Raw genomic sequence first — 24,923 nt, forward strand, 5'->3', positions numbered from 1 at the left:
CCAACCCAGAGGCCGAGGGCCTGTCCTCTCTCCGCAGAGAGGACAGGCCCTCGGCCTCTGCCTTTTTGCCGGTTGGCGGTCTGCCTGCCTACCCGTCTACTGGCCCGCGTACTTCTTGCTGACCGAGTCATAGACGCCCTTGGCGACTTTGCCGAGGCGCGGACCGGCAAGCCAGCCCGCGGTCACCGGGCCGATGGAGGTGTTGGACACCAGCGCGGGCTTGCCGTCGGCGCCCTTGGCGATCCAGCCGCCGCCCGACGACCCGCCGGTCATGGTGCAGCCGACGCGGTACATCGTCGGATCGGCAGCGGAGAGCGAAAGACGTCCCGGACGGTCGGAGCACTGGAACAGCTTCTGGCCGTCGAAAGGCGGCGCCGCGGGGTAGCCGGTCGCCGTCAGCCCTGAAATTTGCGGCACAGCCGGTGCGTTGAAGTTCACCGGGAGTGCGCCTCCGACCGTCTCCTCAAGAGACTTGGTGCTTCCCTTCTCCGGAGTGACGTGCAGGACCGCGAAGTCGTACGGGGCGCCCTGGCCACCGGTGGGACCGCCGTTGTCGATCCACTGCTCGGAGGTCTGGGCCCAGTCCGCCCAGAAGACACCGTACGGAGCGACTTCGTCCTTCTGGGCGTTCTGCAACTGGGCCGCGGACTTACCGCTGTTGTTGTACGAGGGGACAAAGGCGATGTTCCGGTACCAGCCGCCCTTCTTCCCCGCATGCACACAGTGGCCCGCCGTCCATACCAGGTTGGACTTCCCGGGGTGCGCGGGGTCCTCCACGACCGTCGCCGAGCAGACCATCGACCCTTCGGGGCTGTCGAAGAAGACCTTGCCGGCCTCCGGGACGCTCTGGTGGTACGGGGCGTTCACCCCCTGCGCGGTCACCGGCGCCGGTGTCGGGTCGGTCACCCCCTTGTCACCGGAGATGTCGTTGTCGACGGGCTTCTCCGGGGGCTTGGACGCGTGCCGCATCCTGGACGGGTCCCAGAGCCCGGAGATGACCGGGTTGACGAAGTCCTGCGCCTCACGCAGCCACTTGTCCCTGTCCCAGTTCTTCCACTCGCCGTGCTTCCACTTGTCCAGGTCGAAGCCGTGCTTCTTCAGCACACCCTTGACGTTGTCCGGTATGACGACCTTGCCGTCCGGGGCCGACGACGTACTGGCGGCCGGTTTGGCATCGGCGTTGTCGTCACCGGGGCCGCAGGCGGTCACGGCCAGTGCGAGCACCGCCGTGAGACCAACCGCGGTCACGGCGGGAAGGGTTCGCCGGGATGCGCGCTTCCCGCGGCGTTCGGCTGAAATCGGGCGTAGCGGTCGCATGTGGTGATTCCCCCTGGGGCTTTGGAACAGGACTTCGGAACAAGGACTTCGGAACGAGGACTTCGGAACAACGGATCTCGGCACTGTGGAACCGACCGGGACCGCAGCGCGGGCCCCACTATGCCGGTGCCGATGTGGACGGCATGAGGCAGGGCTGTGGTTCCGCCACCGCAAGGATCTTCCGACTTACCCGTGATTCCAGGGTGACTTCGTCGTTGGTACGGCTGGGGGCCTTTGGGCTGCGTTCGGCACCCGGGCGTCGGTGGTGGGGCGAGCGGCGCTACAGCCGATCCGTACAGCGGGAGGACCAACAGCAGTGGCCGTGACCGAGACCGCACCGTCGGCGGTGACGACAGCGCACCGGGGGTCCCTGCGCCGGCAGCCGCTGCGGGAATCGGCGGCCCGTACCTACGCCCGGTCGCTGCCGATCGTGCCGGTACGCGCGCGTGGGCTCACCATCGAGGGCGCGGACGGACGGCGCTACCTCGACTGCCTGTCCGGGGCGGGGGCCCTGGCACTCGGACACAACCACCCGGTGGTCCTCGAAGCGATCAAGAAGGTGATCGCCTCGGGTGCGCCCCTGCACGTCCTGGATCTCTCCACGCCGGTCCAGGACGCCTTCACCAGGGAGCTGTTCGAGACGCTGCCGCGCTCCTTCGCGGATCGAGCCCGGGTGCGGTTCTGCGGGCCGACCGGTACCGACGCGGTCGAAGCAGCTCTCGCCCTCGTCCGAACCGCCACCGGCCGCAGCGGGATCCTCTCGTTCGCCGGTGTCTGCCACGGCAACGCGGCCGGTGCGTCGCCGCTGTCCGGCGGCGCCCACGACGTACGGGTGACACGGCTGCCGTATCCACGGGACCACCGCTGCCCGTTCGGCGTCGGCGGCGCCCGTGGTGCGGAGCTGGCCGGTGACTGGACCGAAAGCCTTCTCGACGGCCCCGGGAGCGGGGTGGCCCCGCCGGCCGGGATGATCCTCGAACCGGTGCAGGGCGAGGGCGGGGTGATCCCCGGCCCGGACCGCTGGATGCGCCGTATCCGGAAGATCACTGCTGACCGGTCCATTCCGCTCATCGCCGACGAGGTGCAGACCGGCGTCGGCCGGACCGGTGCCTTCTGGGCCGTCGAGCACAGCGGCATCGTGCCCGACGTGATGGTGATGTCCAAGGCCATCGGTGGTTCCCTCCCTCTCGCTGTCATCGTCTACCGGTCGGAACTGGACTGCGGGGGGCCCGGAGCCCGCGCCGGTACTTTCCGCGGCAACCAGCTCGCCATGGCCGCCGGCGCCGCCACGCTCGCCCATGTCCGCGAGAACCGGCTCGCCGAACGTGCGGCCGACCTGGGCGCCCGAATGATGGGCCGACTGCGGGACCTGGCCGCCGACCACCCCGTCATCGGCGACGTCCGGGGCCGGGGCCTGATGATCGGCCTGGAGCTCGTCGACCCGGAAGCAGCCGAAGCCGCGGGCACCGCCCAGACCCTCGCACCCGTGGACGCCAGGCACGCCGCGGACGCCGGGACCGTCGCACCCCCCGCGAACGCCGCGACCGTCGCGCCCCCCGTGGAAGCCGGGTGGCCCGATGCCGTCCTCCCCTCGTCCGCCGCCCCCGTGCTCGCGGCTGCCGTGCAGCGGGAGTGCCTGGCCAGGGGGCTCATTGTCGGACTCGGCGGTCACCATGCCGACGTGGTCCGTCTGCTGCCTCCGCTCAATCTCACCGACGAACAGGCGGACGCGGTTCTGGACCGGCTGGCCGATGCCCTGTCTGCCGCAGAACACGCGACCCGCGTCCGTCGCCGGGCCCGCCGCCCGCACTGAAGCCACCTCCCCCCATTTCCCCGGCTGCGCAAGGAAGCACCCCGTGAACCCCACACCCGACCCTGACGCCCCCGAGACCGGAGACTCCGCCATCCCCGGCAGCCGTAAGGCGGGTCCGCCCCCGGCCCGCCCCGTCCGGGCCGACTCCCTCACCGCCGGCCCGGTGTCGACAGGCTCTCTCTCGGCCGGTCCCGAGACCGTGCCACGCCAGATGACGGCGGACCGGACCCCGGGCGGCCACCCGGCACTCGGCCATTTCGACGACCCAGTCGACGCATCGGACCCCCACACGGCCGCCGAAGCCGCAGCCGTCGAGAACCTGCTCCGCTGCTGGGTGCGGGAGACCAACCTGTCGGCACCCGCCGGGCTCACCCTCCGTATCCCACTGAACGCCAGCGGTATCGCGCTGCTGGTTCCCGTCCTGTACTGGTCGGCCACCGGCTGGCACCGGTTCGGTAAACCGGTGCTCGAAGGAGGATCGATCGGCGCACCACGCGCCGATGCCGTCACCGTCGCCGCCCTGCTCGGCAGGGAAGCCGGTCAGAGCGACAGCACCGAGCTGGTCGGCAGGGTCGCCGACTCGGTCCACAGGACCGCCGCCTTCATCACGGAGCGCCGTCGCAGCCCGGAACCGTCCAGCGAGGCGGACCCCTTCCTGACGGGCGAGCAGTCCCTTCTGCTCGGTCACCCGCTGCACCCCACACCGAAGAGCCGTGAGGGGCTCTCGGACGCCGAATTCCGTCAGTTCTCGCCTGAGTTGCACGGCTCCTTCCCGTTGCACTGGATGGCTGTCGACCGCTCCGTACTCGCGCAGGACTCGGCATGGACGGAAGGGGGACGCACGCTCTCCGCCGACCGGCTCACCGCCCGCCTCGCGGGCGCCGTACAGCACCCCGACAACACGGTTCTGCTGCCGCTCCACCCGTGGCAGGCACGCGACCTGGCCCACCGCCCCGCAGTGGCTTCCCTTCTCGAAGCGGGGCTGCTGCATGACCTCGGCCCGCACGGCGACCGCTGGTATCCCACCTCCTCCGTACGCACCGTTCACCGGCCGGGCAGTGACGCGATGCTCAAACTCTCGCTGGGGGTCCGGATCACCAACTCCCGCCGGGAGAACCTCCGCAAGGAACTCCACCGCGGTGTGGAGGTCCACAGAATCCTCCGCAGCGGCCTCGGCGCCGCCTGGCAGGTGGCGCACCCCGGATTCGACATCGTCCGTGATCCGGCCTGGCTGGCCGTGAACACCCCGGACGGTGAACCACTGCCCGGCTTTGATGTCGTCCTGCGCCACAATCCGTTCGGCGCCAGTGACGACGCCGTCTGCCTCGCCGGCCTCACGGCGGTCCATCCCCGCCCCGGCGGCGGTGCCATGCGTTCGCGTCTCGCCGACATCGTGACCGCTCTCGCTGCCAGGACCGGGCGGCCGACCGGAGCTGTGGCCACCGAGTGGTTTCTGCGCTATCTCGACCATGTCGTGCGCCCAGTGCTGTGGCTGGACGGCACCGCGGGCATCGCACTCGAAGCTCACCAGCAGAACACCATCGTCCTCCTCGGCCCCGGGGGCTGGCCCGTCGGCGGCCGCTACCGCGACAACCAGGGCTACTACTTCCGGGAGTCCCACCGCACCGCACTGGAGAAGCGCATCCCCGGCGTCGGAGCCGTCAGCGACACCTTCGTCGCCGACGATGTCACCGACGAACGCTTCGCCTACTACCTCGTCATCAACAACGTCTTCGGACTGATTGGCGCCTTCGGCGCCCAGCGGCTCGCCGACGAGACGCTGTTGATCGCAGCCTTCCGGCAGTTCCTCAACCGGGCCACGGCCCTCGGTTCCCCCTTGCCCGCACAACTCCTGGACACCCCCGTCCTGCGTACCAAGGCCAATCTGCTGACCCGACTCCACGGACTCGACGAACTCGTCGGCCCGGTCGACACCCAGTCCGTCTATGTCCGCCTCACCAACCCCCTTCACCCCACTGGGGCATGACCCGACCGATACCTGAGCAGAGAATGAGGAGCGTGGCCGTGCCCTCCACGGATGCGAGCGCCCAGACCGGGACAGAGCCTGCCGCCCGGACCGACGAGGAGTCCGAGGACACCCTTGATCTGCAGTTGTCCGAGGATCTGCTGTCCCTGCTGCGCACCGGGGAACCGTGGCCCGCCGCCCCCGGGCACCCCGGGGGCGGCCTGCTGGACAGCCCCGGCGCCTGGAAGCCCGTCTCCACCTCCGTCGGTGTGTTCCAACTCGTACCCGTGGACATCGAACGCGACCTCTCCCTCCTCAGCCACTGGATGAACGACCCTGCCGTCGCCGCCTTCTGGGAGCTGTCGGGCCCCGAGTCCGTGACCCGGGCCCATCTGCGCCCCCAACTCGGCGGTGACGGCCGGAGCGTCCCCTGCCTCGGTGTACTCCAAGGCACCCCGATGAGCTACTGGGAGATCTACCGCGCCGACCTGGACCCGCTTGCCCGCCACTACCCGGCCCGTCCCCACGACACCGGCCTGCACCTCCTGATCGGCGGCGTCGCCGACAGGGGGCGCGGCACCGGCACCACCCTGCTGCGCGCCGTCTCCGACCTCGTACTGGACAACCGGCCCCTCTGCCCCCGCGTCATCGCGGAGCCCGATCTGCGCAATACCCCTTCCGTATCGGCCTTTCTCGGAGCCGGCTTCCGCTATTCAGCTGAAGTCGATCTTCCCGACAAGCGCGCGGCCCTGATGATCCGCGACCGCGCATTCCGCGACCTCATGTGAACACCTCCTCTCAACTCTCTTGATGGCAAATCCTCATGCCCCTGCGGCGGCACCCCGTCGCCGCACCCCTGTTCCTGCACCCGCGTTCCTGCACTCCCGTTCCTGCACCCCCGCCCCTGACCACCTGCTGCTTTTCATACACCGCCCGACCCGAATCGGTTCCACCCCGAGGAGTCCCCGTGCTGAACCCGTCTGCTGGCTTCGACTCCGATGCAGAACCGGCGCTGCTCGCCCCCGCCGAGCTGAACCCCGAGGACTGGGACCATGCGGCCCGCCGTCTTCTCGCCAAGATGCTTGGTGAATTCGCCTACGAAGAGATCATCGAGCCGGTGGGGCGGGGAGGCGGCCGCTTCACGCTCACGCTCGACGACGACCTGCCGCTGACCTTCCAGGCCCGGCGTGGCGCATACGGGCACTGGCATGTCGGCCCGGCCACCATCGCGCTCCAGGGCGAACCGTTCGGAGACCCGCTCCGCTTCCTCGTCCTCGCCCGCAGGCTCCTCGCACTGGACGGGGCGACTCTCGGGCACCTGGTCCGCGAGCTCACCACCACTCTCGCTGCCGACGCCCGTATCGAGCACACCGCGCTCACCGCCGCCGAACTGGCCGCACTCGACTACGCGCAGCTGGAAGGCCATCAGACCGGCCACCCCTGGCTCGTGCTGAACAAGGGCCGGATCGGATTCTCCGCCGCCGACGCCGCCCGCTGGACCCCCGAGTCCCGCCGGCCCGCCCGGCTGCCTTGGATCGCCGTCAGCGCGGAGCTCGCCCAGTACCGGGGTGTCACCGGCCTGGCGACGCCCGACCGGCTCTACCGCCGCGAGCTGGACTCCGCCGTCCGGTCTTCCTTCGCGGCGGAGTTAAGGGCCCGCGGGCTCGATCCGGACGGCTATCTCTACCTCCCCGTGCACCCCTGGCAGTGGGACGAGGTGATCCTGCCGCTCTACGCGCCGGCCATCGCCCACGGACAGATCGTCCCGCTGCACGCCGACGCCGATCCACGCCTGCCGCAGCAGTCCATCCGTACCTTCCTCAACGTCGAACACCCTGAGCGGCACACCGTGAAGCTGCCGCTGTCCATCCTCAACACCCTGGTCTGGCGCGGCCTCCCCACCGAGCGCACCCTCGCCGCACCGGCCGTCACCGCCTGGGTCCAGGGGCTGCGGGACGGCGATGCGTTCCTGCGGGACGAGTGCGGCGTCATCCTGCTCGGCGAAGTCGCCTCCGTCGCGGTCGAGCACCCCCTCTACGACCAGCTGCCCGAAGTCCCGTACCAGTACCGGGAACTCCTGGGCGCCATCTGGCGCGAACCGCTCGGCGTACAGCTGGCCGCCGGAGAGGGGGCCCGTACGCTCGCCTCCCTGCTGCTCACCGACCACCAGGGGCGCTCCTTCACAGCGGAGCTGGTCGCCCGATCGGGACTCGCGCCCACCGCCTGGCTCGGACGGCTCTTCGCCGCGCTGCTCCCCCCGCTGCTGCACTTCCTCTACCGCTACGGCACGGTGTTCTCCCCGCACGGCGAGAACGCCATCGTCGTCTTCGACGACCACGATGTGCCGGTGCGGCTCGCGATCAAGGACTTCGTCGACGACGTCAACGTCAGCGCCGAGTCACTGCCGGAGCACGATTCGATGCCCGACGACGTACGTGACGTGTTGCTGACCGAGGAGCCGGCCTTCCTCACGCAGTTCATCCACTCCGGACTCTTCGTCGGCGTCTTCCGCTACCTCGCCCCTCTCTGTGAAGATCAACTAGGGGTCCCGGAGGCTGATTTCTGGCGACTGGTACGCGCCGAGATCCTCCGCCACCAGGCCCGTTTCCCCGAGCTCAAAGAGCGCTACGAGACGTTCGACCTGCTCACCCCGCGGATCGACCGGCTCTGTCTCAACCGCAACCGGCTCCACCTCGACGGCTACCGCGACCGCCCGAACCGGCCGCACGCCGCTGTGCACGGGACGGTCGCCAACCCCCTGCACGAGGTGTGACCCCGATTGTCAGTGCTGCCCCGTAGGGTGGTCCCGCTATGACGAAGCCCTCCCTCCCCGAGCTCCTGCACGCCGCTGTCACCGCTGTGGGCGGTACGGAGCGGCCCGGCCAGGTCACCATGGCCGAGGCCGTTGCCGAAGCCGTCGACGACAACGCCCACCTGCTGGTCCAGGCCGGCACCGGTACCGGAAAGTCACTGGGGTACCTGGTCCCCGCGCTGGCCCATGGGGAGCGCGTCGTGGTGGCCACCGCGACGCTCGCCCTCCAGCGGCAGCTCGTGGAGCGCGATCTCCCGCGTACGGTCGAAGCCCTGCACCCGTTGCTGCGGCGACGCCCTCAGTTCGCCATGCTGAAAGGGCGGTCCAACTACCTCTGTCTGCACCGCCTCCACGAGGGCGTACCGCAGGAAGAGGAGGAGGGGCTGTTCGACCAGTTCGAGGCGGCCGCCCCCACCAGCAGGCTCGGCCAGGACCTGCTGCGTATGCGGGACTGGGCCGACGAGACGGAGACGGGCGACCGGGACGATCTCACCCCGGGCGTCTCCGACCGTGCCTGGGCCCAGATCTCCGTGTCCTCCCGGGAGTGCCTGGGGGCCAGCAAATGCGCCTACGGGGCAGAGTGCTTCGCCGAGGCGGCCCGCGAGCGGGCCAAACTGGCTGACGTCGTCGTGACCAACCACGCCCTGCTCGCGATCGACGCCATCGAGGGCGCACCCGTGCTCCCGCAGCACGAGGTGCTGATCGTGGACGAGGCCCATGAGCTGGTTTCCCGGGTCACCGGTGTCGCGACGGGCGAGCTCACCCCGGGCCAGGTCAACCGGGCGGTGCGGCGTGCGGCGAAGCTCGTCAACGAGAAGGCGGCGGACTCACTCCAGACTGCCTCCGAGACCTTCGAACGGGTCATGGAGCTGGCGCTCCCCGGTCGGCTCGAAGAGATCCCCGAGGACCTCGGATATGCGCTGATGTCCCTGCGTGACGCGGCCCGGACGGTGATCTCGGCCATCGGTGCCACCAGGGACAAGTCGGTGCAGGACGAGGACGTCGTACGGAAACAGGCTCTTGCGTCCGTCGAGTCCATCCACGACGTGGCCGAGCGGATCACGCTCGGCTCCGAGTACGACGTCGTCTGGTACGAGAGGCATGACCGATTCGGGGCTTCCGTGCGGGTCGCGCCGCTCTCCGTTTCGGGACTGCTCCGGGAGAAACTCTTCGCCGACCGCTCCGTCGTTCTCACCTCCGCGACGCTCAGAATCGGCGGTGATTTCAACGGAGTCGGTGCCTCACTCGGACTCTCACCCGAGGGCACCGAGGGGGAGGACGTCCCGCGGTGGAAGGGCCTGGATGTCGGGTCACCGTTCGACTACGCCAAGCAAGGCATCCTGTATGTCGCCAAACACCTCTCCGCCCCGGGCCGGGAGGGATCCCGCTCGGACATGCTGGACGAGCTCGCCGAACTGGTCGATGCGGCGGGTGGGCGCACGCTCGGTCTCTTCTCCTCGATGAGGGCCGCCCAAGCGGCTGCGGAGGAGCTGCGCGGCAGGCAGGACAGGCGGGTGCTGCTCCAGGGTGAGGAGACGCTCGGTGAGCTGATCAAGAATTTCGCTGCAGATCCCGAGACCTGTCTCTTCGGGACACTGTCGCTCTGGCAGGGAGTCGATGTTCCGGGATCCAGCTGTCAGCTCGTGGTGATGGACCGGATCCCGTTTCCCCGGCCCGACGATCCGCTGATGAGCGCCCGGCAGAAAGCGGTCGAGGAAGGGGGCGGCAATGGATTCATGGCTGTTGCCGCCACTCATGCCGCTCTGCTGATGGCGCAGGGTGCCGGCCGACTGGTCAGGGCCATGGGGGACCGGGGTGTCGTCGCCGTGCTGGATCCCCGGCTGGCCACCGCACGGTACGGGAGCTATCTGCGGGCCTCGCTGCCCGATTTCTGGTTCACCACGGACCGTAACCAGGTCCGCCGGTCACTCGCCGCGATCGACGCAGTGGCCAAGGAAAAGGAAACCGGAAAGTAGCCCAGAGGAAAGCCAGAGGCAGGCCAAAGACAAGCCAGAGACTGGCCGGAGACAAGCCAGAAAAAAGGCAGGGCCCCGGAACCGGCGCAGTGAGTTCCGGAGCCCTGTTCAGGGCCGACGCGGTGTTCACACGCGTCGGAGCACAGCCACCACCTTGCCGAGGATGGTGGCTTCGTCACCGGGGATCGGCTGGTAGGCGGCGTTGTGCGGCAGCAGCCACACATGTCCGTCCTCGCGCTTGAAGCGCTTGACCGTGGCCTCGCCCTCCAGCATGGCTGCCACGATGTCGCCGTTCTCCGCGACGGGCTGGCGGCGCACCGTGACCCAGTCGCCGTCACAGATCGCGGCTTCGATCATGGAGTCGCCCACGACCTTCAGGACGAAGAGCTCACCGTCGCCGACCAGCTGCCGGGGGAGCGGGAAGACGTCCTCGACGGACTCCTCGGCCAGGATCGGCCCACCGGCGGCGATCCGGCCGACCAGCGGCACATAGGAAGCGGCGGGCTTGCCCGTGGTGTCGGTGGTCTGGGTGCTGGGCTGGTCGGAGCCCCTGACCTCGTACGCCCGCGGGCGGTGCGGGTCCCGCCGCAGGAACCCCTTGCGTTCCAGGGCCATCAGCTGATGGGCGACGGACGAGGTGCTGGACAGCCCCACCGCCTGGCCGATCTCACGCATGGAGGGCGGGTATCCACGGCGCTGTACCGAGTCCCTGATCACTTCGATCACCCGTCGCTGCCGGTCCGTGAGCCCGGAGCTGTCCGCCCGGATGCCCGGAGGCCGGCCGGGCAGCGAGCGTGCGGGTCGTGGGGGCAGCCCCTCGGGGCCCGTAGCTGCGTCGGTCATGGCATGCCCCGGCTCGAGTCGGTTCTGCGAACGGTCCTGGGCGGTGATGGTGGCGGTGTCTGCGGTCGTGGTCACGTCGTCGGCCCCTCTCGAGATGTTCTCTCCCTAGTTGGACAACGGTAGTGGCTTTCGAAAGGTTGCGCCAAACACACGTTCGAGTGAAAAAACGAAATAACCTTCACATGAGCGCAGTGAGGGGTGTAAGAGCGCGGCTGTAGCCGAAAGGCAATTCGGTCGATTACGGTACCGTCCGCTGTCGGCATCCCGTGCTGCGGGGGCGGACGGCCGCGTCGCGCCGGGTGGTGCCCGTCTGTCATTGCCCCTTCCCCGCCTGCCGCCGGGCCGTCGCCGCGCGCCACCCGCCGACGGGTGCCGGGTGGGCCCGCATCCGGTCGCCGACCCGCTTCCCGTACCCTCTTCCGAGCCGGGCGGCCCCGGCGTGCGGGTGCGACACGCTCTGCCGTGAAGGTGGCGCTGAACCCCAGATCTAGTGGTTGGATTGAAACAGCCACCCAGAAGTTGTGGTCCCTGGTCCCTCGTGTCCCGGGTCATCGCCTATGCTTGGGGCTGCTTCGAGGGGCTCGTTCCGGCCCCGGCGAGGCTATTCAGTCGTACCGCGAAGGAGGGTCGGGAACCATGCACTGCCCCTTCTGCAGGCACCCTGACAGCCGCGTCGTCGACAGCCGCACCACGGACGACGGCACGTCGATCCGCCGGCGCCGCCAGTGCCCCGACTGCTCCCGGCGCTTCACGACGGTCGAGACGGCCTCGCTGATGGTGATCAAGCGCAGCGGGGTCACGGAACCGTTCAGCCGTACGAAGGTCATCTCGGGTGTGCGGAAGGCGTGCCAGGGGCGGCCGGTCACCGAGGACGCCCTCGCCAAACTCGGCCAGCAGGTCGAAGAGGCGCTGCGTGCCACCGGGGGCGCCGAGCTGACCACCCACGACGTCGGGCTGGCCATACTCGGCCCCTTGCAGGAACTCGACCTGGTCGCGTATCTGCGCTTCGCGTCCGTCTACCGGGCTTTCAACTCGCTCGAAGACTTCGAGGCCGCCATCGCGGAACTCCGCGACGCGCAGCCCCCCGCAGTGGAATGCGAGTGCGGAGGGACCCCCGCGGTCCCCGTGCCCGCCACTGCCACCGACTGACCCTCCGGGGCCGGCGGACAGAGACCTGCCTGAGGTGCTTCCTGCGCCACGGGCATCAGACAGACATAGTGCCACGGGAAGAACTGGGCACTTTTGGGCGTTTTAGCCCGCATATGGGAGGCGGCATGACAGAGACGGCGAGCGGCCCGGCACGAGGTTCCCGCGCAAAGGGATCCAAGGCGGCCGCTAATCGGCAGGGGCTGCGCAGCGAGCGCATCCACACCACTCCCGGCGTGCATCCGTACGACGAGGTCGTCTGGGAACGCCGTGATGTCGTCATGACCAACTGGCGCGACGGCTCGGTCAACTTCGAGCAGCGTGGCGTCGAGTTCCCCGACTTCTGGTCGGTGAACGCGGTCAACATCGTCACCAGCAAGTACTTCCGCGGTGCTGTCGGCGCCGACAACCGCGAGAACAGCCTCAAGCAGCTCATCGACCGTGTGGTGAAGACGTACCGCAAGGCCGGCGAGGAGAACGGCTACTTCGCCTCGCCGGAGGACGCCGAGCTCTTCGACCACGAGCTCACGTATGCGCTGCTGCACCAGGTCTTCAGCTTCAACTCGCCGGTCTGGTTCAACGTCGGCACCACCCAGCCCCAGCAGGTCAGCGCCTGTTTCATCCTCTCGGTCGACGACTCCATGGAGTCGATCCTCGACTGGTACAAGGAAGAGGGGATGATCTTCAAGGGCGGCTCCGGCGCAGGCCTGAACCTCTCCCGTATCCGCTCGTCCAAGGAACTGCTCTCCTCCGGCGGCAACGCGTCAGGGCCGGTCTCCTTCATGCGCGGGGCCGATGCCTCCGCCGGGACGATCAAGTCCGGTGGTGCCACCCGCCGCGCGGCCAAGATGGTCGTCCTCGACGTCGACCACCCGGACGTCGAGGCCTTCATCGAGACCAAGGTGAAGGAGGAGGAGAAGATCCGCGCCCTGCGCGACGCGGGCTTCGACATGGACCTGGGCGGCGACGACATCACGTCCGTCCAGTACCAGAACGCCAATAACTCGGTCCGCGTCAACGATGAGTTCATGCACGCGGTCGAGACCGGATCGCAGTTCGGTCTGCGCTCGCGCATGACCGGCGAGGTCATCGAGAAGGTCGACGCCAAGGCGCTCTTCCGCAAGATGGCCGAGGCCGCGCACGTCTGCGCCGACCCCGGGATCCAGTACGACGACATCATCAACCGGTGGCACACCTCGCCCGAGTCGGGCCGGATCACCGCGTCCAACCCGTGCAGCGAGTACATGCACCTGGACAACTCGTCGTGCAACCTCGCCTCGCTCAACCTCATGAAGTTCCTGCGCGACGACGACCAGGGCAACCAGTCGTTCGACGCCGAGCGCTTCGCCAAGGTCGTCGAGCTGGTCATCACCGCGATGGACATCTCGATCTGCTTCGCCGACTTCCCCACGGAGAAGATCGGCGAGACGACCCGCGCCTTCCGTCAGCTGGGCATCGGCTACGCCAACCTCGGCGCACTGCTCATGGCGACCGGCCACGCGTACGACAGCGACGGCGGTCGCGCACTGGCCGGTTCCATCACGTCGCTGATGACCGGTACCTCGTACAAGCGCTCCGCCGAGCTCGCGGCGGTGGTCGGCCCCTACGACGGCTACGCCCGCAACGCGGACGCACACAAGCGCGTCATGAAGCAGCACGCGGACGCCAACGCGTCGGCCACCCGCACCGACGACCTGGACAGCCCGGTCTGGGCCGCGGCCACCGAGGCCTGGCAGGACGTCCTGCGTCTCGGTGAGAAGAACGGCTTCCGCAATGCGCAGGCCTCGGTGCTCGCACCGACCGGCACCATCGGCCTGATGATGGACTGCGACACCACGGGCGTCGAGCCGGACCTGGCCCTGGTCAAGTTCAAGAAGCTCGTCGGCGGCGGCTCGATGCAGATCGTGAACAACACGGTCCCCAAGGCGCTCAAGCGTCTCGGGTACCAGCCGGAGCAGGTCGAGGCGATCGTCGCCCACATCGCCGAGCACGGCAATGTCGTCGACGCCCCCGGCCTCAGGCCGGAGCACTACCCGGTCTTCGACTGCGCCATGGGCGAGCGTTCCATCGCGCCCATGGGCCACGTACGGATGATGGCGGCCGCCCAGCCGTTCCTCTCCGGTGCCATCTCCAAGACGGTCAACATGCCGGCCTCCAGCACGGTCGAGGACGTCGAGGAGATCTACCTCCAGGGCTGGAAGCTCGGCACGAAGGCGCTCGCCGTCTACGTCGAGAACTCCAAGGTCGGTCAGCCGCTCTCGGCCAAGGCCAAGCCCGCAGAGGAGAAGACGGAGCCGAAGACCGAGAAGGTCATCGAGTACCGCCCGGTCCGCAAGCGCCTGCCGAAGGGGCGCCCCGGTATCACCACCTCCTTCACGGTGGGCGGCGCCGAGGGCTACATGACCGCCAACTCCTACCCGGACGACGGCCTCGGTGAGGTCTTCCTGAAGATGTCCAAGCAGGGGTCGACCCTCGCGGGCATGATGGACGCCTTCTCGATCGCGGTCTCGGTCGGTATGCAGTACGGCGTCCCGCTGGAGACATACGTCTCGAAGTTCACCAACATGCGCTTCGAGCCGGCCGGTATGACGGACGACCCCGACGTACGGATGGCGCAGTCGATCGTCGACTACATCTTCCGCCGTCTGGCGCTCGACTTCCTGCCCTTCGAGACCCGCTCGGCGCTGGGTATCCACTCGGCGGCGGAGCGTCAGCGCCACCTGGACACCGGGTCGTACGAGGCGGGCGACGACGACGTGGACGTGGAGGGACTGTCCCAGTCCGCACCGCGCCAGGTGGAGGCTCCGAAGACGGCCGAGCCGCAGCCGGAGGCCGCGGCCGAGGTGCCCGCGCCCAAGCAGGCGCACAACTCGACCGAACTGATGGAGATCACGCTGGGCCTGAACGCCGACGCCCCGCTCTGCTTCTCCTGCGGTACGAAGATGCGCCGGGCGGGCAGCTGCTACCTCTGCGAGGGGTGCGGCTCGACCAGCGGCTGCAGCTGACACGGGCAGCAAGGCGGCTGAGGTGTCCCTGAGCACGGGCTGCCGAGGGCACTGAAGCGCTCCGGAGAGGGCGTCGACCACCTGGTCGGCGCCCTCTTTCCGTGGGCCGGGTCCCGTGCACGGCGTGTTCTCCGCCGGATCCCGTACGCCGGCCGGGCTGTGTGCGTGCGGCGCGAACGCAGGTGAACAGATCGCTGTGGCTGCTCGGTTGACCGGAATTCCCATCTATGTGACCGGTATTGCCCGCAGGCCGGATGTTTGCGGCGGAAGATCCGGATGTGCTCACCCGGACCATGACCGGGGTCACTCTTCTGGCCGTACGATGGCGCGGTGCTGGTCAAGTGGATTCGCTGCACGGTGACAGACCCCAGAGGGTTCGAACAGGGGCAGCGGAGGTGGGCGGGGCTGCTGGGTGAGCCGGGATTCCGGGGACAGGGGGGCGGGTGGAGCCGCAGACGGCGGAGTGTGGCGCATGTGTTCGCCTTCTGGGAGAGCCGGCCCTTCTACGACTCGTTCATGGCGCGTGCGCATGACAGGCTTGCCGCCGCTCAGGCCGGCACGTTCAAGGACCCGCAGGCCAAGCTCTTCGAGTACCGCTTCGATGTGCGGACGGGTTTCGAACCCCGCTTCGGGGACGCGGATGTGGTCAGGGTCGCGCACTGCCGGGTGCACTCCGAGCGGGCCGAACACTTCGCGCTGATGCAGGAGAAGGTCTGGAACCCGGCGATGGCGGGGTCGCCCGGAATGCTGCGCGGGATGTTCGGGGAGGCGCCAGGAGACGAGTTCCTGGTGCTCTCGATGTGGCAGTCCGCGGCCGAGCGCGGGAAGTACCGGCCGGAGCGGATCGAGCGGCTGGCGCTGCGGGCCCGGACCGACGCCGATGTGGCGGCGCTGGCGGGCGACGTCGTGCAGTTGGAGCCGTCCTGGACCGTATAGCCGCCGCCGCGCGCCCCCACCTGTACAAACCCAGGGAGGGGCTGCCCGTACGGGCCGGCTGAGGGGGACCGCCGCACCCGGCGGCGATCCGATCTACTGTCTTGGCATGGCACGACCACAACGCATCGTTCTCGTCCGGCACGGGGAGTCGGAGGGAAACGCTGATGACACGGTGTACGAACGCGAACCCGACCACGCCCTGAAGCTCACTATGAACGGCTGGAGCCAGGCCGAGGCGACCGGGGCGCGGTTGCGGGAACTCTTCGGCCGGGAACAGGTGAGCACCTATGTCTCGCCCTACCGCCGGACCCATGAGACCTTCCGGGCCTTCGGTCTCGATCCGGAACGGGTACGGGTCAGGGAGGAGCCCCGGCTGCGTGAGCAGGACTGGGGGAACTGGCAGGACCGCGACGACGTGCGTCTGCAGAAGGCGTACCGCGACGCCTACGGTCACTTCTTCTACCGGTTCGCGCAGGGGGAGTCCGGGGCCGATGTCTATGACCGTGTCGGTTCGTTCCTGGAGAGCCTCCACCGCAGCTTCGAGGCTCCCGACCATCCGCCGAACGTCCTGCTGGTCACCCATGGGCTGACGATGAGGCTCTTCTGTATGCGCTGGTTCCACTGGTCGGTGGCGGAGTTCGAGGCGTTGTCCAACCCCGGTAACGGGGAGTCGCGGACGCTGGTGCTGGGGGAGGACGGCAAGTACACGCTGGACCGGCCGTTCGACCACTGGCGCGTACCCGAACCGTACGGCGTCACCGGTTAGGCTGGAGGTGAGATGACCGCTGACTCCACTCCTCCTCCCGTTTCCGGGTCTCTTCCCGAGGCTTTCGAACGCGCTCGGGCCAGCCTGCGCGGGCTTTCCGTCGGAGATGCCCTGGGTTCCCAGTTCTTCGTCCCCCTCCACTACCCGCTGCTGGCCCGGCGCGAGCCGCCCACCGGCCCCTGGCAGTGGACCGACGACACGGAGATGGCCTGTTCGGTCCTGGCCGTACTGGCCTCGCAGGGCCGGATCGACCAGGACGCCCTCGCCGCTTCCTTCGCCGCGCGCCATGACTTCGACCGGGGCTACGGCCCGGCGGTCAACCGGATGCTGCGGCTGATCAGGGAAGGCGGCGACTGGCGGGAACTGGCCAGTGGGCTCTTCAACGGCCAGGGCTCGTGGGGAAACGGCGCCGCGATGCGGATCGCGCCGCTCGGCGCCTGGTACGCGCACGATCCGGAGCAGGCCACCCATCAGGCCGAGATCGCCGCGTACACGACACATCAGCACCGTGAGGCGGTGGTGGGGAGCATGGCAGTGGCTGCCGCTGCCGCCCTGGCCGCCGCCCCCGCCGGGCCTCCGTCCGCCGCCGAGCTGCTGGACGGCGTGATCGCGCTCGTGCCCCGCAGCGCGGTGGGTGCGGGGCTGCGCCGTGCCAGGGACATGCTGGACTACGACGACGCGGGGACGGTCGCCGCGGTCCTGGGGTGCGGCCGGCGGACCAGCGCCCATGACACGGTGCCGTTCGCACTGTGGTCGGCCGCGCGGGGTCTCGGCGACTTCGAGCGGACCTTCTGGACGACGGCCCAGGTCGGCGGTGACACCGATACGACCTGCGCGATCGCGGGAGGTGTCGTGGCCGCGGGGGCGGGCGGGGCGCCGCCCGCCGAGTGGCTTGAGCAGACCGAGGAACTCCCGGAGTGGACGCCATCGCGTCTGCCGTGAGGTGACGCCCTCACCGCGAGGGCTCCGCGTAGGTTCCCATGGCGCGGTGAGGGCGGTGGCTCCGAGTTGAGGGCGATTGCTCCCGAGGCGACGGGGAGGCGGCGCGTCGAGTGCGTAAGCGCGCCGCAGCCCCGCTGGGACCCGGTCAGATCGCGCCGGGACCCGCGGACCCGCTGAGCGCTTCCAGGTCGCTCTTGCGGACCTGGATGACGAATATAGCGGTGACCGCTGCCAGCGCGGCCAGAGCGCAGGCGGCGATGAAGGCGGTGCCGATGCCGTGGGCGAGCACCGCGTCGCCCCACGGGGCGGGCAGTATGTGCGACTTCGCGAAGGCCGCCTTCTGCTCGGGGGCCCCGGCGGCCAGGAACTTCGCGGCCTGCTTGGTGCCTTCATGGCGGCTCGCGGTTTCGAAGACCGTGGTCAGGATGGAGAGCCCGAGCGCCCCGCCCACCTGCTGGGTGGTGTTCAGCAGCCCGGACGCCGCCCCGGACTCGTGGTCGGCCACCCCGGAGACCGCGGTCAGCGTCAGCGTGACGAAGTTGAGGCCCATACCGAAGCCGAAGAGAATCATGGGGCCGAGGACACCGCCGGTGTACGAGCTTCCGGGGTCGATCATGGTCAGCCAGCCGGTCCCGAGCGTGGCGAGCACGGTGCCGGTCACCATGAAGGGTTTCGGGCCGAGCTTGGGCAGCAGCTGGGTGGAGAGCCCGGCGGCGATCACGATGGCGACCGTGACCGGCAGGAACGCCAGCCCGGCCTTGACGGGGCTGTAGTGCAGCACATTCTGCACGAACAGCACGATGAAGAAGAACATCCCGAACATGGCGGCGGCCAGGCTGAGCATCATGATGTACGTGCCCGCCCGGTTGCGGTCGGCGAACATCCGCAGCGGGGTGATGGGCTGGGCGGAGCGGCGTTCCACGGCGATGAACGTGATGAGCAGTACGACGGCAGCGATGAAGGACCCCACGGTCACCGAGTCGCTCCAGCCGTCGTCGGCCGCACGGATGAACCCGTACACGAGAGCGGCCATGCCGGCGGTCGAGGTGGCGGCCCCGGCGATGTCGAAGCGGCCGGGGTGGCGTGCGGACTCGGTGATGAACCGGGGCGCGAGCAGGGCGATGAACAGGCCGATCGGTACGTTGACGAAGAGCACCCAGCGCCAGTCGAGCCAGTCGGTGAGCATGCCACCGGCCAGCAGGCCCAGTGCGCCACCACCCGCAGACACACCGGCGAAGACGCCGAACGCGCGGTTGCGTTCGGGCCCTTCGGGGAAGGTCGTGGCGACCAGGGCGAGAGCGGTGGGCGATGCGATGGCGCCGCCGACCCCCTGCAGTGCGCGGGCGGCGAGCAGCTGCCAGGGCTCCTGGGCGAATCCGCCGAGCAGTGAGGCGAGGGTGAAGAGCAGGATGCCGGTGATGAACATCCGCCGGCGTCCCAGCAGGTCACCGGCCCTGCCGCCGAGAAGGAGCAGCCCGCCGAACGTGAGCGCGTAGGCGTTGATGACCCAGGTGAGGTTGCTGGTGGAGAAGCCGAGCGCGGTCTGGATGTGCGGCAGGGCGATGTTCACGATCGTGGCGTCGAGCACCACCATGAGCTGGCTGGCTGCGATGACCAGGAGTGCGATGCCGGCGTGCGCCGGACGGGCGCCGAGGCCTCGGGCCGGTGGGCCCGGTACGGCTGACTCTGTCGTGGCTGGTGCGGATGCGTCGCGTGGTGACGGGTCCGGCCGGTCCGCCGTTCTTATGTGATCAGAAGTCACAGAGCTTCCCCCTGGGCCGAGTTGGTGTTCCGGTGTGTCCCCCGCCGGGACAGTAACGAGTCCGGATTAGTGAACGCAAGCGTTCACTAGATACAGATTCGGCGGACGGTGGCTGTGCGGGGAGTCGACCTGCATCGGGATATCGGAGACACTGGAATCTTGATCAAGTGAACGTGGATCGGCCGGTCTCGACGGAGTGGAACTGATGGTTGCTTCGCGCTCGACGGATGACGCGGGGGAGCGGCAGGGGGCGCCGCGCCGCCGTGGGCCGGTACTGGAACGGGCGATCCTTGAAGCCGCTCTGGAGCAGCTGAGCGCGGTCGGCTGGAACGCCCTCACCATGGAGGGGGTCGCCGCCCGGGCCAGGACCGGGAAGGCGGCCGTCTACCGGCGCTGGTCGTCCAAGGAGGACCTTGTCGCCGACGCACTGCGGGCCGCGCTGCCCGAACTGGTGGCATCGGCCGACCACGGCAGTGTGCGCGAGGATCTCTATCAGCTGTGCCGCGGGATCCGTGACGCGATGTTCTCAACGCCAGGGTTTGCTCTGCGTGCGGTACTTCACGAGTGTGACAACTCCACTGCGGAACGCTTCCATGAGCTGATCATCAGGCGGGTTGCCGAGCCGTCCGTGCAGCTCTTCAAAGAGGTTGTGTGGCGCGGGATCAAGCGTGGTGATGTCCGCTCGGATGCGGTGGGCGATCTGATTTGCGATGTGATCCCCGGGTTGATGATGTACCGATCCAAGGTGTGCGGCAGCAAATTTCCCGATGAGGACATCGCTCGGATGATCGACGAAGTGATGGTGCCGCTGCTGCGCCGGAGCGGTCGCTGAATTCGGGAGAGGTACCGGGGTGTCGCAGGAGGTGTCCGGCGGCGTAACCTGGCAGGCGCCATGCCGTACGAACCACCCACGCACACCGTCGAGCGCTCACTGCGCGCCACTACGGGTGCCAAGACCGTCGCCGGCGTCGACGAGGTCGGGCGCGGGGCCTGGGCCGGCCCTGTCACCGTCTGCGCCGCAGTCACCGGACTGCGCCGACCGCCGACCGGACTCACCGACTCCAAGCTGATCAGCCCGAAGCGCCGCACGGAGCTGGCCGGGGTGCTGGAGTCGTGGGTCACCGCCTTCGCGCTCGGGCACGCCTCTCCGCAGGAGATCGATGATCTGGGGATGACGGCGGCGCTGCGGCTCGCCGCTGTGCGGGCCCTCGAAGTACTTCCCGTCCGCCCGGACGCGGTGATCCTCGATGGCAAGCACGACTATCTCGGCCTTCCCTGGCGGGTCCGTACGGTGATCAAGGGCGACCAGTCGTGCGTTGCCGTGGCAGCCGCCTCGGTGATCGCCAAGGTGCGCAGGGACGCGATGATGGCCGAACTCGCCGCGGCGGAGTCCGATGTGTGCGAGGGCTTCGCCTTCGAGGACAACGCCGGCTACCCCTCGCCCGTGCACAAATCCGCGCTGGAGGAGCGGGGGCCCACCCCGCACCACCGGCTCTCCTGGTCCTATCTGGACGGGCTGCCGCAGTGGCGGCACCTGAAGAAGATCCGTCCTCTCGCGGAGGCCGTCGCGCTGGAAAGCGGGGGCCAACTCGGGTTCGACTTCTGAACTTTCAGCGCACCGGCAGAGGAAACTCCGTCCGGATCGCACTGACGTGCCCACCCGGTGGTGCCTTGTGTGCCGCCGTTTGATAGACATCCATTCATGCCTCTCATCCCCGAGGAGTCTCAGATTCACGAGAGTGCCCAGGGTCCTCGCGTTGCTCCGGCCGCCGGCCGTACAGCGTCGACCCCTCGTCCCGTACCCGGCCCGCGACCCGCGGCCGTGCCACGCCCCGCTCGTCCGGGGCCCCGTCCTGCTGCGAGGCCTGCGCCCACCGCGCCTCCCACGCAGCGGACATCCTCTTCCCAGCGTGCGGAGAACCGGCCGGGCAACCGTCCGGAGACCCGCCCTGAGACCCCTGCGGGAGACTCTTCCGCGCCGCAGATCCAGCTGATCCCCGCTCCGGTGGACGGTGCGCTGGACGCGGCGGAGGAAGCGGTCGACCTGCTGCTCGACACCGGTCGCGCTCCGGGTGACGTCCTGGTGCTCACCACCGGTGAGCAGCACCCGTGGGCGGCCCACGAGTTGTCCTTCGGCGAAGCCGCCTACTGGGCGCAGCACGATGCCCGTGAGGACGTCTTCTACGCGAGCGCCGACGCCGTGGGACGGGCTGAGGCCCGCCCCGTCGTGGTGGTGGTGCTCAACGGCGGAACCGATGAATCCGTGGCCCGGGTACTGCCCGCGGCCAGGACGCACGCGGGAGCACTGCTGATCGTCTGCGGTGACCCGCAGCGCGTCAACGCCGTGCTCGGCGCGGGCGTCTGAACCGTACGTCCCGTCCGCCCGGCCGTCTCCGCGAGGAGCAGGCCGGGCGGAGGCGTGTCCGGTACGACCGGTCTGCGGCGTACGCGAACGCGACTGGTTCCCCAACGGGCCCCGGTACGACGGTCGTCGGCCCTCCACGGGCCGTCGCAGTCAGCTGGCCGCAGCCCGGCGGAGCGCGGCCGGTGCCCCTGAACGCAGCGGTGCCGGCGGAGAGTTCTCCGCGCTGCCGCCGATGCCGGCCGGGCGGGAGAGCAGGTTGGGCCGCCGTCCGCCCCGGCCTTCGCCCAGTACCTGCCAGCCTCCCCGAGTGAGCGTGATGTACGCCCCGCAGCGCAGCCCATGCAGTGTGCAGGCATCGCGCAGCCCCCACATCCAGGCCCCGTCCTCCTCGGTCCACCGCTCGTCCCCTTCACGGCAGTAGAGCAGTACGGCGGTGCGGACCGGCGTGCGGCGGCGGAGGTCGTGCGGAAGGACCCTGCGCAGATGATCAAGGAGTGCGTTACGGAAGTCCCAGCCGTCCGCCGGGGCGGAACGGCGGGTGAACGAGGCGCTGGCGACGAGCCGTTCCTCGTGGTTGAGCACGGCCACGACGGCGGTCGAAGCGGTGGGGCGGTGTCTGGAGTGCAGTCCGCCGACGACGGCACGAGGGCTACGGAGCAGGGGTATGCCCGCAGCGGCCCACTCAGCAGGTTCGAGCAGGCGCCCGGCCCGGTTGCCCGAGTCGGCGGACACGGCTGTCGAGGAGGCTGTCAGGGCGGCGGACGGAGCGAATCCGAAGGTCACGGTACTCCCTTCGCATACGCGCCCATGGTGCGGGCAGGGTCGGGTGAGACGCACCGGGGCACAGCCCTTCCGAACCGCGGGCGGGCCGTACGGGGGAACACTCCCGATTCTTCCTGCCGCACGGGCGGGCGGCAACGAACAATTCACGCGGCTGACGGGAATCTGAGGGGTGGCTGGTCCATCCCTGCCCACCAGGGCCCCGGGTGACGCCTCCTGTCACCCCTGTACGGCGAGGACCAGCGGAAACACCCCCTTCGCTCCGGACCGGCAGAGCAGCCGGGCCGCCACGGCGAGCGTCCACCCACTCGCCGACTGGTCGTCGACCAGGAGAACGGGACCGTCGGCAGAGGCGAGTGCTGCCGCCAGTCCGGGTGGCACGGTGAACGCCTCGTGCAAGGCCCGCACCCGCTGTGCACTGTTGCTCGGCGGAATCCGCTCATGGGCAGAGTGCGCGTACTCGACCCGGCCGAGCAGGGGCATGCGCCCGGTGTCCGCGATGCGGTGGCCGAGCGACTCGATGAGCTGGGGCCGGGTGTGCGAGGCGATGGTGACGACGCCCACCGGCCTGGGCGGGGCGTCCGGTCCGCCGGAGGCCCATCCTCCCGGCCCCCGGGCCCAGTCGGCCAGCACGGTCACGACCGCATCCGCCACCGCGTCCGGGACCGGGCCGTCCGGGGCCTGTGGTGCGAGCATCGGGCGCAGTCTGTTGCCCCAGCCGATGTCCGAGAGTCTGCCGAGTGCCCGGCCAGGCAGAGCCTGTTCGCCCTTGGCGATGCGCCCCTTGAGGTCCACGCCGACCGCCGCCAGACCCGTCGGCCACATCTTCCGGGGCTCCACCTCCACGCCCGGCCTGCTCAGTTCGCCGCGCGCCCCGTCGAGTGCCGCGGTGGAGACCTCGGCGGTGAAGCGGCCCCCCGCGCAGTTGTCGCAGCGACCGCAGGGTGCTGCCTCTTCGTCGTCCAGCTGGCGCCGCAGGAACTCCATCCGGCAGGCGTCCGTGGTCGCGTAGTCCCGCATCGCCTGCTGTTCGGCAGCTCTCTGGCGGGCCACCCAGGCGTAGCGCTCCGCATCGTAGGTCCAGGGCTGTCCCGTGGTGGTCCAGCCGCCCTTCACCCGGTTCACCGCGCCGTCCACGTCGAGGACCTTCAGCATCGTCTCCAGGCGGGTGCGCCTCAGTTCCACCAGTGGCTCGATCGCGGGCAGCGACAGGGGCCTCTCCGCCCGGGCGAGAACGTCGAGGGTGCGCCGCACCTGCTCCTCGGGCGGGAAGGCGACGGAGGCGAAGTACTGCCAGATCGCTTCGTCCTCCTTGCCGGGCAGCAGCAGCACCTCCGCGTGCTCCACACCGCGGCCGGCCCGGCCCACCTGCTGGTAGTACGCGATGGGGGAGGAGGGCGAACCGAGATGCACCACGAAACCGAGATCGGGCTTGTCGAATCCCATGCCCAGCGCGGACGTGGCGACGATGGCCTTGACACGGTTGGCAAGCAGATCGTCCTCCGCCTGCTGCCGCTCGGCGTTCTCCGTTTTGCCCGTGTAGGAGGAGACGGTGTGGCCGCGCTGGCGCAGGTACGCGGCGACCTCCTCAGCTGCGGCGACCGTCAGCGTGTAGATGATTCCCGAACCCGGCAGTTCGTCGATGTGGTCGGCCAGCCAGGCCAGGCGGTGCGCGGCATCCGGGAGCCGCACGACGCCCAGGCTCAGGCTCTCCCGGTCGAGCGGACCCCGCAGTACCAGGGCGTCGGTACCCGCGCCTGTCCCCAGCTGGTCGGCGACATCCGCGGTGACGCGGGAATTCGCCGTGGCCGTGGTGGCGAGCACGGGCACTCCCGGCGGCAGCTCCGCGAGCATGGTGCGCAGCCTCCGGTAGTCGGGCCGGAAATCGTGACCCCAGTCGGAGATGCAGTGGGCCTCGTCGACCACGAGCAGACCTGTGGCCGCCGACAGCTTGGGAAGCACATCGTCCCTGAAGTCCGGATTGTTCAGCCGCTCGGGACTTACCAGCAGCACATCGACCTCGCCCGCGGCCACTTCCGCCTGGACCGTCTCCCACTCCTCCGTGTTCGAGGAATTGATGGTGCGCGCTCTGATGCCGGCGCGTGCCGCCGCTTCCACCTGGTTGCGCATCAGCGCCAGGAGGGGCGAGACGATCACGGTGGGGCCGCTGCCCTGCGCGCGCAGGAGCGAGGTCGCCACGAAGTAGACCGCGGACTTGCCCCAGCCGGTCCGCTGCACGACCAGTGCCCGGCGTTTGTCGGCGACGAGCGCCTCGATCGCCCGCCACTGGTCCTCGCGCAATGTGGCGGCGCCGGTGTGGTCGCCGACGAGACGGGCCAGTACGGAATCGGCCGATGCCCTGAGAGCGGTGCGGTCTGAGTTGGTCATGGCCCCATGCAACCCGATCGCACCGACAATGGGCGAATGTGCCGACCTGCCTGTGGATAACTGTTATCCACAGGGGTCGCGCACTCCGCCGGATCGCGGGACCTTC

Annotated in this window: 18 protein-coding genes; 13 read left to right on the forward strand and 5 right to left on the reverse strand. The window is 69.4% G+C overall.

Annotated elements, in window-relative coordinates:
* Positions 1-96: 96 nt before the first annotated feature.
* Positions 97-1,317, reverse strand: coding sequence for a trypsin-like serine peptidase (locus tag ACWGKJ_RS17370; protein WP_385021557.1), 1,221 nt, complete (start codon positions 1,315-1,317; stop codon positions 97-99).
* Between the two features lie 316 nt (positions 1,318-1,633).
* On the opposite strand from ACWGKJ_RS17370, the gene ACWGKJ_RS17375 reads away from it, so the two are divergent.
* From ACWGKJ_RS17375 to ACWGKJ_RS17395, 5 genes are read left to right on the forward strand one after another with little or no spacing between them, the layout of a single operon-like run.
* The gene (locus ACWGKJ_RS17375) at positions 1,634-3,130 is read left to right on the forward strand and encodes an aminotransferase class III-fold pyridoxal phosphate-dependent enzyme (RefSeq protein WP_385021554.1); all 1,497 of its coding nucleotides are present in this window, start codon (positions 1,634-1,636) and stop codon (positions 3,128-3,130) included.
* 43 nt (positions 3,131-3,173) lie between these two features.
* Positions 3,174-5,117: an IucA/IucC family protein gene (locus tag ACWGKJ_RS17380; protein ID WP_385021551.1), complete on the forward strand. Its 1,944-nt coding sequence runs from the start codon at positions 3,174-3,176 to the stop codon at positions 5,115-5,117.
* Between the two features lie 38 nt (positions 5,118-5,155).
* A complete protein-coding gene (locus ACWGKJ_RS17385; RefSeq protein ID WP_385021548.1) occupies positions 5,156-5,884 on the forward strand; it encodes a GNAT family N-acetyltransferase in 729 nt (242 codons plus the stop codon).
* A 35-nt stretch (positions 5,885-5,919) separates the two neighbouring features.
* Positions 5,920-7,869 carry an IucA/IucC family protein gene (locus tag ACWGKJ_RS17390; RefSeq protein ID WP_385021546.1) on the forward strand — a complete coding sequence of 650 codons (1,950 nt, stop codon included), beginning with the start codon at positions 5,920-5,922 and terminating at the stop codon, positions 7,867-7,869.
* A 38-nt stretch (positions 7,870-7,907) separates the two neighbouring features.
* Positions 7,908-9,884, forward strand: a complete 1,977-nt coding sequence (locus ACWGKJ_RS17395) for an ATP-dependent DNA helicase (protein WP_385021543.1) — start codon at positions 7,908-7,910, stop codon at positions 9,882-9,884.
* A 126-nt stretch (positions 9,885-10,010) separates the two neighbouring features.
* On the opposite strand, the gene lexA is transcribed toward ACWGKJ_RS17395, so the two are convergent.
* Positions 10,011-10,802 carry a transcriptional repressor LexA gene (gene lexA, locus ACWGKJ_RS17400; RefSeq protein ID WP_385021540.1) on the reverse strand — a complete coding sequence of 264 codons (792 nt, stop codon included), beginning with the start codon at positions 10,800-10,802 and terminating at the stop codon, positions 10,011-10,013.
* A gap of 561 nt (positions 10,803-11,363) precedes the next feature.
* Here lexA and nrdR point away from each other — a divergent pair.
* The 5 genes from nrdR (at position 11,364) to ACWGKJ_RS17425 (ending at position 17,522) form a co-directional block, all read left to right on the forward strand.
* Positions 11,364-11,876 (forward strand): transcriptional regulator NrdR, encoded by a 513-nt coding sequence (nrdR, locus tag ACWGKJ_RS17405; protein WP_385021537.1) that lies wholly within the window; start codon positions 11,364-11,366, stop codon positions 11,874-11,876.
* Between the two features lie 125 nt (positions 11,877-12,001).
* A complete protein-coding gene (locus tag ACWGKJ_RS17410) occupies positions 12,002-14,878 on the forward strand; it encodes a vitamin B12-dependent ribonucleotide reductase (RefSeq protein WP_385021534.1) in 2,877 nt (958 codons plus the stop codon).
* Between the two features lie 330 nt (positions 14,879-15,208).
* Positions 15,209-15,814 (forward strand): YdbC family protein, encoded by a 606-nt coding sequence (locus tag ACWGKJ_RS17415; protein ID WP_385021531.1) that lies wholly within the window; start codon positions 15,209-15,211, stop codon positions 15,812-15,814.
* 106 nt (positions 15,815-15,920) lie between these two features.
* Positions 15,921-16,580 carry a histidine phosphatase family protein gene (locus ACWGKJ_RS17420; RefSeq protein ID WP_385021528.1) on the forward strand — a complete coding sequence of 220 codons (660 nt, stop codon included), beginning with the start codon at positions 15,921-15,923 and terminating at the stop codon, positions 16,578-16,580.
* A gap of 12 nt (positions 16,581-16,592) precedes the next feature.
* Positions 16,593-17,522, forward strand: coding sequence for an ADP-ribosylglycohydrolase family protein (locus ACWGKJ_RS17425; protein WP_385021525.1), 930 nt, complete (start codon positions 16,593-16,595; stop codon positions 17,520-17,522).
* A 145-nt stretch (positions 17,523-17,667) separates the two neighbouring features.
* On the opposite strand, the gene ACWGKJ_RS17430 is transcribed toward ACWGKJ_RS17425, so the two are convergent.
* The gene (locus ACWGKJ_RS17430; RefSeq protein WP_385021566.1) at positions 17,668-19,149 is read right to left on the reverse strand and encodes an MFS transporter; all 1,482 of its coding nucleotides are present in this window, start codon (positions 19,147-19,149) and stop codon (positions 17,668-17,670) included.
* Between the two features lie 340 nt (positions 19,150-19,489).
* On the opposite strand from ACWGKJ_RS17430, the gene ACWGKJ_RS17435 reads away from it, so the two are divergent.
* The 3 genes from ACWGKJ_RS17435 to ACWGKJ_RS17445 all read left to right on the forward strand — a co-directional run bounded on the left by ACWGKJ_RS17435 (position 19,490) and on the right by ACWGKJ_RS17445 (position 21,649).
* On the forward strand, positions 19,490-20,116 hold the full coding sequence (locus ACWGKJ_RS17435) for a TetR/AcrR family transcriptional regulator (protein WP_385021522.1): 627 nt from the start codon (positions 19,490-19,492) through the stop codon (positions 20,114-20,116).
* Between the two features lie 60 nt (positions 20,117-20,176).
* Entirely contained in the window at positions 20,177-20,890 is a 714-nt protein-coding gene (locus ACWGKJ_RS17440; protein ID WP_385021519.1) for a ribonuclease HII, read from the forward strand.
* 96 nt (positions 20,891-20,986) lie between these two features.
* Entirely contained in the window at positions 20,987-21,649 is a 663-nt protein-coding gene (locus ACWGKJ_RS17445; RefSeq protein WP_385021516.1) for a hypothetical protein, read from the forward strand.
* A 150-nt stretch (positions 21,650-21,799) separates the two neighbouring features.
* On the opposite strand, the gene ACWGKJ_RS17450 is transcribed toward ACWGKJ_RS17445, so the two are convergent.
* Positions 21,800-22,432, reverse strand: coding sequence for a hypothetical protein (locus ACWGKJ_RS17450; protein WP_385021513.1), 633 nt, complete (start codon positions 22,430-22,432; stop codon positions 21,800-21,802).
* A 216-nt stretch (positions 22,433-22,648) separates the two neighbouring features.
* The gene (locus ACWGKJ_RS17455; protein ID WP_385021510.1) at positions 22,649-24,817 is read right to left on the reverse strand and encodes a RecQ family ATP-dependent DNA helicase; all 2,169 of its coding nucleotides are present in this window, start codon (positions 24,815-24,817) and stop codon (positions 22,649-22,651) included.
* Between the last annotated feature and the right edge of the window lie 106 nt (positions 24,818-24,923).

The sequence above is a fragment of the Streptomyces sp. NPDC054757 genome (assembly GCF_053612185.1).